Annotated in this window: 3 protein-coding genes; all 3 read left to right on the forward strand. The window is 44.0% G+C overall.

The genetic code is table 11. The annotated features are described in order from the left end of the window. Positions 1-8 precede the first annotated feature (8 nt). From H7F25_RS01775 to H7F25_RS01785, 3 genes are read left to right on the forward strand one after another with little or no spacing between them, the layout of a single operon-like run. Positions 9-9,098 (forward strand): non-ribosomal peptide synthetase/type I polyketide synthase, encoded by a 9,090-nt coding sequence (locus H7F25_RS01775; RefSeq protein ID WP_185854158.1) that lies wholly within the window; start codon positions 9-11, stop codon positions 9,096-9,098. 20 nt (positions 9,099-9,118) lie between these two features. Beyond that, positions 9,119-11,788: a non-ribosomal peptide synthetase gene (locus tag H7F25_RS01780; RefSeq protein ID WP_185854159.1), complete on the forward strand. Its 2,670-nt coding sequence runs from the start codon at positions 9,119-9,121 to the stop codon at positions 11,786-11,788. Continuing rightward, the gene (locus H7F25_RS01785; protein WP_185854160.1) at positions 11,781-16,277 is read left to right on the forward strand and encodes a type I polyketide synthase; all 4,497 of its coding nucleotides are present in this window, start codon (positions 11,781-11,783) and stop codon (positions 16,275-16,277) included. Before H7F25_RS01780 ends, H7F25_RS01785 begins: the two co-directional genes overlap by 8 nt. Positions 16,278-16,284: the final 7 nt, after the last annotated feature.

Genomic DNA, 16,284 nt, shown 5'->3' on the forward strand with positions numbered 1-16,284 from the left:
ATGATCCCATGGCATTACAGCCGAAGAAGCTGGATAAACAGAACATTGAAAATATGTTAGGTATCACTACGATCCAAGAAGGACTGCTTTTTCATCATTTAATGCAACCGGACGGAACGGCTTATTTTGAACAACTGCTGATCCAAATAGACGGGCCGGTTGATCGAGATCTCTTTGCACATTCATGGACGCATGTCACCAAACAGCATGAAATGCTTAGAACATTGTTTAGATGGCAGGAACTCGCAAGGCCAGTACAAATTGTGCTGAAGCAGCATCAGCCTGACATTCGATACCGTGATTTGACCCAAGCTGAGGAGCCTCTTCATTTGCTGAAAGAGGAAATAACAGCAAAGGATCGAGAGGAACGATTTGATCTACAGGAAGTTCCATTTCGCTTGACATTATGTGAAGTAAATGAAGAAGTCAGCTGGGTTCTCATTAGCTTTCATCACATTTTATTGGACGGGTGGAGTCTTGGGATTGTATTAAGTGATTGGATGAATGCATATGAGCGCTTATCAAATGAAGACAAACCTCTTCTTGAAAAAAGACCGTCCTATCAATCATTTGTTAAATGGCAGCAGCAAAATCTTCAACAGACAGAAGCACAAGCTGTCTACTGGAAAAATGTTTTCGATGGCTGGAGTTATGCAGAACTGCTTCCAAAGTCAGGCGGCGCATATGAAGATTCAGGTGCTTTTCATCAATATGAACATCAAGTGGATGCTTCTATTGCGGAGAGGCTAAGCAAATTTACGAATCAACATGATGTGACATTGGCATCTGTCATGTATACGCTGTGGGGAGTTTTGCTATCTAAGTACGCCAACCAAGATGATATTGTCTTTGGAACAACAGTATCAGGAAGAAATGCGGATGTTCCTCAAATTGAAAAGATGACAGGTTTGTTTATTAACACATTACCGCTGCGTGTCTCATTCGAACAGGAACGGCCGATTGTTGAACAGATGCAGGAAGTGAGCCGGGAAATCGCAGTGAGAAATGAATATGAACATACTCCGCTATCCGACTTAAAGAAATATGCAGGAATGACGGCTGAGCAATCATTATTTGATTCAATCGTCGTCATTGAAAACTATCCACTAGATCGAATGCTCACGAAAAGCGATCAGCCTGTGCGTATTCGCAGATTTGAGATGAAAGAACAGACGGAATTCGATCTCACGCTTAGTGTACAGGCGTTTGATGAACAGCTGCATTTTTCATTGGTGTATAACCCCGTCAGCTTTTCTGCTGAACAAATTGAAAAGTGGTGTCAGCATTTTCTTCATCTCCTGTCTGATGCTTGTGCTCACCCACAAAAATCTGCTGCTCAGTTACAGCTGCTATCAGAAGAAGAGATAGAAAAGCAGTTAACAGTTTTTCAGCAATATGGCGGGGCAACGTCTATCAATGAACCAACGGTGATTGACCTATTTGAAGAGCAAGTGGAGCGAACGCCAACGGCAGCCGCAGTTGAGTTTGGCGGTACGACGGTTACATATGAACAACTCAACAAGAGAGTGAATCAGCTCGCACGCTATTTACAAAATAAAGGGGTCAAACAGGAGCAGCGTGTCGGCATTTTAGCAGAGCATTCCATTGAAATGGTGATAGCATGCTTAGCTATTTTAAAAGCTGGCGGGGCTTACGTGCCAATTGATCCTGAATACCCGCAGGAACGAATAGAGTATTTACTAGAAGACAGCGGAGTAGAATGGCTCCTAACTCATCCGATTAAAGGACTCACCTATGCCTATAACGGAGAAAAAATTGATATCACACAGCCGGATCTATATACCGGATCATCAGATAACTTGGCAGAAGCCATCACCTCAGACCAAACAGCCTACTGCATTTATACATCAGGAACGACAGGAAGACCTAAAGGTGTACTCATTCATCATCTTGGTTTAGCCAACTATATTGATTGGGCGAAACAAGTATATGTTCGAGGAGAAACAAGGCATTTTGCTTTGTACACATCATTGTCATTTGACCTGACAGTTACTTCAATTTTCACACCGCTCATTTCAGGAAATACCATCATGATTTATCACCATGAAAACCGGCAGCTACTTGTCGAAGATATCATAAAAGATAATCGCGTACATGTGATGAAACTAACACCATCTCATTTACAGTTTATTAAGCACCTGTCTTTCCCGGAAAGCCAAATGAAATGTTTTATTTTAGGCGGAGAACAGTTGGAAACATCTTTAGCGAAATCCATTCAGCAGTCATTCCCGCAGCCTATAGAAATTGTGAATGAATATGGACCAACTGAAACAGTGGTTGGCTGCATGATTCATCGATATGACCAGGACCTTGATCAAGACGTGTATGTACCGATCGGAAAACCTGCACAGCATACAGATATTCTTCTTTTTGACAGACATATGAATCTTATGCCGGAAGGAACCATTGGTGAATTATATATTGGGGGGAAAGGTGTTGCAAAAGGGTATTTGAATCGTCCAGAACTGACCGAAGAGCGGTTTGTCGATCATCCTTTCCAGCCAGGTGAAAAAATTTATAAAACAGGTGATGCTGCCCGCATTCTGCCTAATGGGCTCATTCAGTTTTTAGGCCGAAATGATGATCAAGTGAAGCTGAGAGGCTATCGTATTGAAACAGGTGAGATTGAATTTTGGCTGAATGAACAGCCAGGGGTCAAAGCAGCAGCTGTTGCTGTAAAGCCAGATGTTTCTGGTACACCATGTTTAGCCGCATATGTTGTCACGACAGCCATACTCGATCAAGCTGCAATGAAACAAGCACTAGCCGATCAGCTGCCAGATTATATGATTCCAACTCACTTTGTTCAATTGGATGATATGCCGCTGACTGCCAACGGCAAATTAGATAAACGGGCTTTACCTGCTTTGAAACAGGGGCAACAAATGAAAAAGCAGGCGGGCTCTGACAATCTTTCTGATACTGAGAAAGTCATTCAAGACATCTGGAAAAAAGTCCTCGGCTTAGATGAGGTAAGTGTTCATGACAAATTCTTTGACATTGGCGGGCATTCTCTAAACCTGATTCATGTCAATCAACAGCTCGCTAAGCAATTGAATCAAAGCATTCCAATGGTCGAAATGTTCCGCCGTCCAACGATTAGAGAGCTAGCTGCATATTTAAGCGGTGCAACAGAGCAGAAGGGATCTGGCACACAGCCTGCGAACCAAAAGAAAAGAAAAGCCAACGAGCCGATTGCGATTATTGGAATGGCAGGTAAATTCCCTGGTGCAGAAAATGTTGAGGCATTTTGGCGAAATTTGAAGAATGGAGAAGAATCGATTTCATTCTTTTCCGATGAAGAATTGCTAGAGGCTGGAATTGACCGCCAAACCTTTGAGCGTTCCGATTATGTAAGAGCAAAAGGTGTGATTGATGGACCTGATTTATTTGATGCATCCTTCTTCGGCTATTCACCAGGTCAGGCAGAAATGATGGATCCTCAAATACGGCTGCTGCATGAATACGCCTATAAGGCGCTGGAAGATGCGGGGTATGTGCAGGAAGATTATCAAGGTAAGGTCGGTTTGTTTACTGGGTCCACATCCAACTTTCAATGGATTCAGCGTTTTGCATCTTCGCTTGATAGCAGCATGTCAGAGCTGTTTGAAGTGGGCTCGCTCAATGATACGTATACCGTGAGTACAAGAATTGCCCATAAATTGAATTTGAAAGGACCAGCGCTTACATTGCAAACCGCTTGTTCGACTTCTTTGGTCGCCTTGCATTTGGCCTGTCAATCCATTGCAAATGGTGATTCAGATGTAGCGCTTGCGGGAGGCGTGTCGATTTTACACCCAGTGAAATCAGGCTACATTTATCAGCAGAACATGGTGAAATCAAGCGATGGTCATTGTCGTGCCTTTGACGATCAAGCAGATGGAACTGTTGGCGGAGATGGTGTGGGTCTTGTTGCTTTAAAAGCACTTAGTGAAGCCATAGAAGATGGTGACCATATTTATGCGGTCATTAAGGGCTCTGCCATCAACAATGATGGTGATCAAAAGGTTGGCTTCAATGCTCCAAGTGTTGAAGGTCAGACAAGGGTCATCCAGGATGCCTTACATCAAGCAGATGTTTCACCAGATACGATTGAATATATAGAAACACACGGAACTGGAACGTCACTTGGAGATCCGATTGAAATAGAGGCGCTCACAAAAGCTTTCGACACAGACAAAAAACAATTTTGCCGCATTGGGTCTGTGAAATCAAATATTGGACATTTGGATGCAGCGGCAGGAGCAGCTGGCTTGATTAAAGCTGTGCTTTCTCTTCAGCATCACACATTTGTGCCTAGTCTTCACTTCAAAAAAGCCAATGAAAACATTGCATTTGAGCATAGTCCTTTCTTTGTAAACACTGAGCTGACCGACTGGAAGCAGCCAGTATCACATTTGCGGAGGGCTGGTGTGAGCTCATTTGGAATGGGCGGAACCAATGCGCATGTCATATTAGAAGAAGCGCCGCAAAGGGATCGTCAGCAAATGCCTCGTTCGGCTGAGCTGCTTGTCCTTTCAGCAAAGAGCAAAACGAGTTTGGAACGAATGAAAGACAACCTTGTGAATCAGTTGGAAAACACGCCTTCTCTCAATTTGGCAGACGCAGCTTATACCTTGCAAACAGGCAGGCAGTCCTTTGGATTCCGTCAAGCCTTTGTTGCGGCCAGCAGAGAAGATGCATTGCGTGTATTAACAGAAAAGCAAGGCAAGGGTATTGGGAAGCTCATGCATTCACATGTGGAGAAACAAAAGATTATTTTTATGTTTTCTGGACAAGGCAATCAATACCTCAATATGGGATTAGATTTGTACCGGGAGGAGCCGTACTTTAAGAAGCAAATGGATGCTTGTTTTCAAGCATATGAAGAAGCAACAGGGCAAAGTCTTGCCCGCATTCTTTATCCATTAGCGGCTGAAACAGAAAAGGCACGCGAAAAATTGGCAAGCACTCAATATGCACAGCCAGCCATTTTTGCCATTGAATATGCCCTTTCCATGCTCTTCATTGAATGGGGGATTCGTCCTGATGCAATGATCGGCTATAGCTTTGGCGAATTAACGGCAGCCGCTATATCAGGCCTTTTCAACTTAAAGGAAGCGATGTCGATGGTCGCCTGCCGGGCGGATGCGATGCAGTCGTCGCCAGCTGGCATCATGATGAGTGTTCCATTACCTGAAGCAGAGTTAAAACCGATGCTTCCAAAAGATATTTCTCTCGCTGTTGTCAATGATTCCTCATGTATCGTGTCAGGTCTTGAAGCAGCGATAAGTGAATTTGAACAAGAGCTGAAGAATAACAGATTGATGTGTATGCGATTAGGTGGAACCATTGCTGCTCACTCACATGTCATGAAGGAAGCAGCGGAGCAATTTGGTGAAAAATTAAAGGATATTAAAGCCAAGCAGCTACGTATTCCATTCATTTCGAATTTGACAGGAGACTGGATGACAAATACGAGTGCTCAGGATATGTCCTATTGGAAAAGGCATATGACCGATACGGTTCGTTTTGCTGAAGGCATCACAAATATTTTACAGCAGAACAATATTCAATTAATTGAGATTGGACCGGGTCAAGATTTAAGCGTGATGGTCAACCGGTCACTGAACGGCATGAATCAGCATGTATGTCATGTGCTCAGACATGCAAAACAAGATGTGACGGATACTGAATTTTTACTTGGACAGATTGGACGTCTCTGGACACACGGAATAACCATCGACTGGAACAGGTTCCATCTAAACCGTCAGCCGCAGAAAATGCCGCTGCCAACGTATGCGTTTGATCAAACCTCCTATTGGTATGATGCATCAGACCGTGTAAAACGCGATAAACCTAAGCAGTCTGGACGAAAGGAGCAAATGGATGAATGGTTCTATACCCCTTATTGGGAGGCGGACCTTTCCCCTTATGTGTCATCAGATGATTCCTCTTTTGGAGCCTTGCTTTTGTTTGCGGATTCATCTGCCTTCGGAGAGAAGGTTGCAGCCGAGCTTCTGACGAAACGGAACAAGTTCGTAGTGGTTCAGAAAGGAAATGAATTTACGAAGCATGATGAAAAAAGCTACACCATTCGGTCACATAAGCCATCTGATTATGAAAAGCTCATATCAAATCTGGCAGATGACCAAATCAACGTGTCAGAAGTTTGTCATCTATGGGGGCTTTCAGAACGACAGCCGTCTCAATCGGAAGAAGAATGGGTGAAACAAACGCAGCAAGATGCTTATTACTCCTTGCTTTATATCGGACAGGCTTTGAAAAAATCTGTTTTGGACCAAAAAGTATCCATTACAGTTCTTTCCTCATTGACGTATGCCGTTGGCGGTGAGTCTATCCTTTATCCTGAAAAAGCAATCCATCTTGGACCTGCCATGGTTATTTCACAAGAAACACCGAACTTGCGTTACCGCATTCTTGATGTCGATCGCCCGGTGGCAAATGGGGTGCAGGAAAAGAGGTTGCTGAAACAAATTAGCGATGAGTTAGATCGAACATCTGGACAGCTTCTCACGGTCTATCGAAGAAATAAGCGATATGTGAAAAAGTATGCCAAAGCTATAGTTCCCGAAACAGGACATACTCAGTTGGCTAAAAAAGATGGTGTATACATTTTAATTGGCGGTCTTGGGTTTATTGGATTGAATATTGCACAGTCTTTGACCGAGCAAACGAAGGGAACGTTGATCTTAACGAGCAGGTCTGGACTGCCTGATAGAAGCAAGTGGCAAGAGTGGCTTGCTACGCACGATGAACAGGATCCAACTAAGAAAAAAATACAAAAGGTAATGGCACTTGAAGAGGCTGGTGCAGAAGTTCTCATAAAGAAAGTAGATGTTCGCCACAGGGAAGATATCCAGCAATTGATCAACACGGTGGATGCGGCCTACGGACAGATTGACGGTGTGATCTATGCAGCTGGAGTGACGGGTGATCAATCCTTCAGAGTGATGGAGCAAACAGATGTCACATTCTCAGAATCCCACTTTGAAGCGAAGATGAATGGTGTACTTCATCTTGATGCCGCCTTAGGTGACCGATCACTTGATTTCTGTTTTGTACTGTCATCTTTGTCACCGATCTTAGGCGGACTCGGTTTCACAGCCTATACAGCTGTGAATCATTTCATCGATGCGTACGTGTATGAACGAAATCTTCGTTCAGAAATGCAGTGGTCTGTCATTAGCTTTGACGGCTGGGAATTTGAGCAGGGGAAGCAGCTTGATCTCCCTATCGGAGATGATGTCACCGAAACGTTAATTACAGAAAAAGAAGGAAGAAGGATCTTTGAACGATTGCTTTCACTGGATCAAGTGGAACAAATGGTTATTTCAACAACGTCTTTACATGATCGAATTCACCGATATGTAGACCGTTTATCCCGTGAGGAAGAGAGTGCCGGAGAGCATGCACAAGATGGAAACTTATATTCTCGGCCAGCGCTGTCAACGAATTATGTTGCACCTGAAACGGAGCTAGAGAAGGAATTAAGTCAGCATTGGCAAGCTTTCTTTAAAATTGATGAAATTGGCATAGATGATCATTTCTTTGAAATGGGTGGAGATTCTCTAAAGGCGATTACTTTCATTGGCATCATTCATCGCGCATTCAGTGTAGAGCTGACGCTTCCACAATTCTTCCAAATACCAACGATCCGATTAATGGCAGAATACATCGACCAAGCAGACACTGCTGCTTATCATGCGATTGAAAAAGCCGAAATGAAGGAGCATTATCCTCTGTCGTCTGCGCAAAAACGGTTGTATCTCATGCAGCAAATGGATGTAAGCAGCACAGGATACAACGAATTTAAAGCAGGACGAATTAAAGGAAGGCTCGATATCAACAGGTTGGAATGGGCATTTCAGCAGCTTATAAAGAGACACGAAAGTTTGCGGACAGCGTTTGTACTAGAGAATGGCGTCCCTTATCAAAAGATTGAAGAAGAGGTACCATTTGCAGTCACGTTGTTTGACCTCACAGAGGGATCGACACAAGGATCTGAGGAAGATCAAAAACAAGTGATTGAACAATTTTTGACTGCCTTTACGTTAAGTGAGGCTCCATTGATGAGAGTTGGTGTGATGAAGCTGGCAGAAGAGGAATTCGTGCTCATGCTGGACATGCATCACATTATCTCGGATGGTCTTTCTCAAGATATTTTGGTCAACGACTTTATGCAGTTATACGACGGCAGGACGCTTGAGCCTCTCGCTTTGCAATATAAAGATTTTTCAGAATGGCAAAATGACATACTTGCGTCTGAAGCATTGAAAGAATCGAGTGATTACTGGAAAAACCGGTTAGAAGGTGCCCCGCTGCTTGATCTGCCAACAGATTTCGATCGGCCAGAGGTGAGACAATTCCGCGGCGGACATTATACGTTCCGTATAGAAGAAGCGGAGCTGAACGCGTTTAAGCAGGTGATTTTAAAGGAAGACGCAACATTGTTTATGGGTCTGTTAAGTCTGTATCAGATTTTGCTTCATAAATTAAGCGGACAATCAGATATCACGGTTGGGGTTCCGGTAGCAGGTAGAAAACAAGAGGAGCTGCAGCAAGTCATTGGTATCTTTGTCAATATGCTGCCACTTCGTTTATATCCTAAAGCAGAGCTGACTTATCAGCAATTCCTTCAGGATGTAAAGGCGCATGTGATCGATGATTTCGGTCATCAAGAATATCAATATGAACAAATGGTGCAAGACCTCCAGCTGAGCCGGAGTGTCAGCCGGAATCTATTGTTTGATGCTGTGTTCGCCTTGCAAAATATGAATCAGCCAGAACTGAAAGTTGGCGGTTTAACCTTTAGTGATTATCCGTACGAGACAGGAACGTCGCGATTTGATTTACTCTGGATTGCGTATGAACAGGAAGACGGTCTTTCTTCAACGATTGAATATAATACTGAGCTTTTCACAGAGGAAACCATAGAGCGGATTGCAGGTTTGCTGAAAGACATCATGCGGGCTGTTTCAGTAGATCCGGTGAGAATAGAGGAAATTGAACTGACTTCTTCATTCAAGCAATTAGACGACGTATCTCTTTTCGAATTAGATGACTTAAAAATATAAGTAAAGAGGTGAATGGAAGAGTGATTGAACATGATGATTTTCAACTGAAAGCAGCGGCGAAGGAAAGGGTGAGGGAAAGAGCCTACTGGACATCTATTTTATCAGATGTTCAGCTGGATGGCCGCATTCCTCATACGGTTTCACAAGCCAAGCCTGCTGCTATGAACCGATCGCTTCATTCGTCCTTCCCGATGGCTGTAAACCATTCGTTAAAGCAATTATGTGGAGATTCTGATTTGCGATTGTTTATCGTGCTGACCACAGCCGCTTTTGGCTTGCTTCAGCGTTATAGCGGAAAAACTGAGTTGATGGTGACTGTTCCTACAATGGAACAGTCCGCCGATCAATCCACTATTAATCATATGTTGCCGCTTAAGGCAGAGATTGATCCTCATATGAGCTTTAGCGCAGGGTTAGACGCAGTGAAACAATCGTTTCAGGAGGCAGTGCGTCATCAAAACTATCCTGTTCATATTTTAATGGATGAGCTTTGGCATTCAGTAGGAGATGACAAGAAGCGTGTCAATCTGGCATGTGCGTTTGAGACATTGCATGGGCATACGGATCGAGAGCAGCTGCACGCGGATGTGCTCATTGTTTGGAAGAAAGAACAAGATCACCTTCATGCTGAAGTTCACTGGGATGCTTCCATTTATGAAGATCAAATGATGGAACAGTTCTCTAGACATTTCATGACACTCACAGAGCAATTTCTTAAAACGCCTGAACAAGCGATGAGCACACACTCATTTTTATCTGATATCGAGAAAAGTCAGCTGTTTGATTCGTTTCAAGGTGAGTCGCTCGCTTATCCAGTGGATCGTGATATTGTGTCATTATTTCAACAGCAAGTCCAATTGCATTCAGCACGAACGGCCGTTGTGTTTGGCACCACCTCCTATACATATGAAGAGGTTGATGATTTATCGGATCGCATTGCGCTTAGACTGTCTCAAAGTCAGATGACACGTGAGACTCCAGTTGGTCTCAGAATGAATCGGTCTGCTGAACTGGTCATTGCCATTCTTGGCATTTTAAAGGCTGGCTATGCTTACTTACCGATTGATGTCCATCTGCCGATTGAAAGAATTCGGTATATGCTCAAAAACAGCGGCGCTACAGCCATAGTATCGGACGAAGACGGACACGAAGGTTTGGATGTCGAGGTTCATGTTATTCAAGACATGCTTCAAGAATCCCCAATTACAGAGAAACTCACTTGGTCTATTTCGCCTTCGGACATGGCGTATGTCTTGTATACATCGGGTACGACTGGGCATCCAAAAGGGGTCGTTATTGAACATCGTCATGTTATTAATTTGGTATACGGAATGAAAACACGCTTTTTTGATCTACTCCCTGGTGATTTGCAAGTAGGGATGCTCGCTTCTCATATTTTTGATGCATCTGTTCAAACCTTGTTCCCGGCATTGCTGCTAGGGCATACGCTGCATATTGCCAAAGATGAAGTCCGTATGGATGGGCATGCGTTATGGTCATTTTATCGAGACAACCACATTCAGCTGTCAGATGTGACCCCCTCTCATTTAAAGCTGATGAACAAGGCAGCAGCGCAATCGAAACAAGACTTGCCTGCTTTGAACATGCTGCTTGTGGGCGGAGAAGTGTTCACAAAAGAGCTGATGGATCAATTTTTACAGCATGTATCAGGTGAAAAACTCATGATGATTAATGCATATGGGCCTACTGAATGTACGGTTCAGTCGTCATCCTTTTTGATTCCTCATGACTGGGATGAGCAAGTCATCCCTATTGGGCAGCCGATGCCAAATGAGCATATTTTCATATGTGACAAGCAAGGTGAGCCGGTGCCGATTGGTGTTTTTGGCGAATTGTATATAGCAGGTGCTGGTGTAGGCCGTGGGTACATCAATCATCCTGATCTCAACAAGGAGAAGTTTATCAAAAAAACAGAGCTGAGCAGCGGGATGTTATACGGTACGGGAGACCTTGCAAGATGGCGGTTTGATGGTTTATTAGAATTTGCTAAAAGAAACGACGGCCAAGTGAAAATCAGAGGATATCGAATTGAGCTCGAGGAAATCCGCAGAGCCCTTCTTGATGATCCAAACATACAAGGACTGGTCCAAGATGTCATTGTCATTCCTAAGGAAACGAAGGATCAGGACCAATATATTTGCGCATATATCATGGCAAAACAAGTGATAGATCAGCGCGCACTTCGACAATCTTTAAGTGAAAGATTACCAGGTTATATGGTGCCGAGGCATGTCATTCAAGTAGAGCAATTTCCTCTGAATCTATCAGGGAAATTGGATATTCAAGCACTGCCGAATCCAGAAGATCAGTTGGAAGGCAAAGCAGATCCGGTAACCATTCAAGTTCACAATGAAACAGAGCAGAAGCTTGTTCGTATTTTCGCGTCTATATTACAAGTCCCTGCTTCACAGATTCGTATAGATGAACCGTTTTTTGATTTAGGCGGGAACTCTTTTAATATCGTTGAGCTGTCCAATAGAGTGAAAGAGGAATTTCAGCAGGAGCTGACTGTGATGGAGCTGTTCCAATATACGACGGTTTCACAAATAGCTGCTCAATTAAAACACAAAGCATCAGGGCAAGAGCAACAAACAGAGGATGATGGAGAAAATGAAGCGGATGACTTAGAAAGTGCCGCACAACTGTTAGGCGGGATGATAGATGAGTAAGTTCACAGGATTAGAGGTTGCAGTGGTTGGGATGGCATGCCGTTTTCCGGGAGCGAAAAATATTCATCACTTCTGGGACAACCTTGCAAATGGGAGAGAGTCCATTACGTTCTTTTCTAAAGAAGAGCTGCTTGAGGCAGGAGTTGAACAAGAAGCATTAGATCATGATCAATATGTACGTGCCAAAGGAGCAGTCGATCAGCATGATCACTTTGATGCAGATTTCTTTGGTTATTCACAGCGTGAAGCAGAAGTAATGGACCCGCAAATCCGCATGTTTCATGAGGTCGCATGGGAATCCCTAGAAGATGCAGGCTATAACCCTGAAACGTATCAGGAGCCGATCGGTTTATTTGGAGCTGCTTCTGCTAATTTATACTGGCAAGCTGCTTCCATGCTGATGAGATCCAATCACTCATCTGAACAATTTGCGGCTGTTCAATTAACGGATAAAGATTTCATGAACACAAAGGTATCCTACAAATTGAATTTGAAGGGACCGAGCGTAGCTATTGATACAGCTTGTTCTTCCTCTTTGACTGCAATTCATATGGCGGCGCGCGCCCTGATTACTGGAGAATGTAAAATGGCACTCGCAGGCGGCGTCACCATTACGACCCCTCACAAAAAAGGATACATGTATCAAGAGGGCATGATCATGTCGCCGGATGGGCACTGCCGGGCTTTTGATGAACAGGCGGAAGGAACTGTTGGCGGTGAGGGCTGTGGAGTTGTTGTGCTCAAATCATTAAAGCAGGCACTAAAAGATAAGGACCATATCTATGGCGTGATTAAAGGGTCAGCCTATAACAATGACGGCGGGCGGAAGGTTGGCTACACAGCGCCAAGCATAGAAGGACAAAGCGAAGTGATTAAAAAAGCGCTCAACATCAGTCGTGTAGAAGCTGAGAGTATTTCTTATATTGAAGCACATGGCACAGGGACGACTCTTGGAGATCCGGTTGAAATTGAGTCGCTGAAGCAAGCCTTTCAAACAGATAAAAAACAGTTTTGTGCGATTGGGTCTGTGAAAACCAATATTGGTCATCTTGACTCAGCCGCAGGGATTGCAGGTTTTATCAAAACAACACTTAGTCTGTACCATCAGATGCTGCCGCCAAGCCTTCATTATAAAAAACCTAATCCGAAAATTGATTTTGAATCAAGCCCATTTTATGTGAATACAACACCTGTACCATGGAAGAACTCAGAGACCCCACTTCGTGCCGGTGTCAGCTCATTTGGAGTGGGCGGAACGAATGTGCACCTAATCATGGAAGAGGCACCCGCCGCCGATAAGCCGTCAGCAGACAGAGGTCATGAACTAATGGTGATTTCGGCAAGATCGAAGCAGGCGGTACAAAAGTCTGCTGAACAAATCACATCTTATTTAACAGAACAAACGAGTGTCTCACTATCCGATGCAGCATTTACGCTGCAAGAGGGACGAAAACATTTTCCTTATCGCCAAGCTTTTCTTGCAGGTCCTGACCGCACATTCCAGTCAGCCGGCCAGCCGCAAAAGGCCTTTCAACAGCCTGCGGTCGTTTGGATGTTCTCTGGACAAGGTGCTCAGTATGTGAATATGGGCAAGGATTTATATGAGAAAGACCCTGTATTTAAACAAACGCTTCAGAAATGTTTTGCCATCATTTTATCCTTATCAGGTGTTGAGATCGAGAACGTGTTATATCCCACAACCGAAGAAGAGTTTATAGAAGCTGAACAACTCATGCAGCAAACGTCATATACACAAATCATCTTGTTTAGTTTTGAGTATGCGCTTGCGTCGAAGCTGATGGGACTAGGCATACGTCCGCATTATTTCATTGGTCATAGTATTGGAGAAATCACGGCTGCCTGTGTGGCTGGTATGATCCATCTTGAAGATGCGATCCGTATCGTTTTAAAAAGAGGCAGTTTGATGCAAAAAATGCCCCCAGGTGAAATGGCCGGTGTGTCACTCCCTGCCGAAGAGATTAAACATGATCTTCCAGAAGGTGTCGAGCTTTCTGCTGTGAATAGCTCACAATTATCCGTTGTTTCCGGTCCGTCAGATCGGTTACAGGGATATATCAAACAAGCTGAAAAAAGAGGAGCTTCTGTCCAAATATTGAAAACCTCTCACGCCTTTCATACGAGTATGATGGCTGAAGCGTCCGAACAGTTGAAGAACGTTCTCTCAGAGATTACCTATCAGCAGGGAGAGGTACCGATCCTTTCGAATGTGACAGGGAGCTGGTTAACGAATGAACAAGCCGCATCACCTGATTACTGGGCATCTCATATCAGGCAGCCTGTTTTATTTAGTCAAGGATTAGAGACATTACTTGGACTCGGAGAGATGGTTTTCATTGAAGTGGGGCCAGGTCATACGTTAACTCAATTCGTGAGACGCCATGATCACTATGATGTGAACAAAGCAGCAGCCGTTTCATTGGTGAGACATCCAAAAGAACAAGCAGCTGATGATGAATATATGGAAAAGGCCATAGGGAAACTGTGGAGTTACGGAGTGGAGCTAAACTGGAGCGCTGTCAGAAAAGAAAAGGCCTCATATCGAGTTTCACTGCCAACGTATCCATTTGAGCATCAAATATTCCCTTCACCGCAGTTTAAAGCAGATCAGATGATGTCTGCTTTAACGCCAGAAAAGATGGAGAAACGATCAGCTGATTTTCAAGACTGGTTTTACATTCCGGTATGGGAGCGCTCTTCACCTGTACTAAAGGAGCAACATCATCAAGGAAAACGCATCTTGGTATTTGAAAAAAATGGTCATATTGGCGCCTATTTGAAAGAACGGCATGCAGAAGTGATCAGCGTATGTCAAAGTGATCATACGATGAAAGAAAATGACCATTTGCTGAAGGCTGACGTTTATATGCTGTCACACTTAGAGTGGGTTATGGCTGAATTGCAGCAATCTGGATTTATACCTGAAGAGATCATCTGGATGCATGATGAACTGACGAAAGATACCGATGATCAGCCAAACTACTTATCTGTGCTCGATCTCGTCAGACTAATCAGTCAGTATCATAACACAAGCATACGTCTTCACCTCGTGACAAGCCAAGCACATGATGTGATCGGCATGGAGAAGGTCAATCCACTTCAAGCAACATTTACAGGGCTAGCTTTGACCATTCCTCAAGAATATCAGCATATTGAGTGTCAGCATATTGATGTATGTGAGGATACAAAGGCGAATTGGCCGCTATTCCTTTCATACGAGATTGCAATGCACGATCAAGAAGCAGTCGTTGCGTATCGCGTGAACAGCAGATGGATTCGAAAAGCTTCGAGAACACCTTTAAGAAAAGAGGGATCGTCCAAGCAGCCTTTCAGGTCTAATGGCGTTTACCTCATTACTGGCGGTATGGGCGGTATTGGCTTCACACTAGCTCAACATTTAGCAGAAACGTATCAAGCAAAACTTGTGATCATGAGCCGTTCGCAAATACGTGAACGCGCTGCCTGGCATGAGCTGCGTGATGCGAATGGGAAAGAAGCTGAGATCGTGAAAAAGCTGATGACTCTTGAAGAGTTAGGAGCTGATGTACAAGCTGTACAAGGTGATGTGTCAGATAAAGATGCTGTGCAGCAAGCGGTTCAGCTGGCTCATACGGCATTTGGTCATTTGCATGGTGTCATTCACGCGGCAGGAGAGGCAGATGGGAAAATCATTCAAGCAAGAACAGCAGACGATGAAATTCGTATGTGTCAGGCAAAAATTAATGGAACCTATGTGCTGAATGAAGCCCTCAAGGATGAAACGCTCGACTTCTTTTTACTTTGTTCCTCTCTTGTTTCCTTTCTTGGAGCGGCTGGACAAGTGGCTTATGCAGCTTCAAATGCTTTTCTGGACAGCTTTGCTCATGCAAAAAGGCAGAAAGGGCAGCCGGTTATCTCCTTAAATTGGGATCGGTGGGAGAAAGTCGGCATGGCACACGACTCGGCATTAGCGGCCAAAGTCAATGACATGATGGCGCTCGAGGAACAGGATGGAATTTCACCAGAACAAGGAATAAGGGCCGTCCAGGAAGTGCTGTGTCTAGATTATCCGCAAATTCTTGTATCCGTTCAAGATATGGGAGAGAGAATGAAACAACGCTTAACCTCTCTGCAGCAAGAAGAAGAGCCGTCTCAAGAGATATCTCAGATCATAGATGATCGTCTAGAAGCATCCTTAAGTGATGTACTCAGCTCCTTTTTTCCTCATGAGCCGGATGTGAATGAGAATTTCTTTGAAATGGGTGCGACATCCCTTGATTTATTGCAGATGAGCGGTCAAATCAAATCAATTTATGGCATAGAGGTTCCGGTGGTCATGATGTACAGCCATCCGACCATCGCGGCATTGGCAGCAGAACTAAAGAAGATTCATGGAGTAGAAAAGCAAGCTGTTACTGAATCAACCAATCTCCGAAAACAGGCGATGGCAGAAGGAAAAAATCGACGTAAACAGAGATTAAAACGAAAATAGATGGGAG

It is taken from the genome of Bacillus sp. PAMC28571, from assembly GCF_014250435.1.
GTDB lineage: Bacteria > Bacillota > Bacilli > Bacillales > Bacillaceae > Bacillus > Bacillus safensis.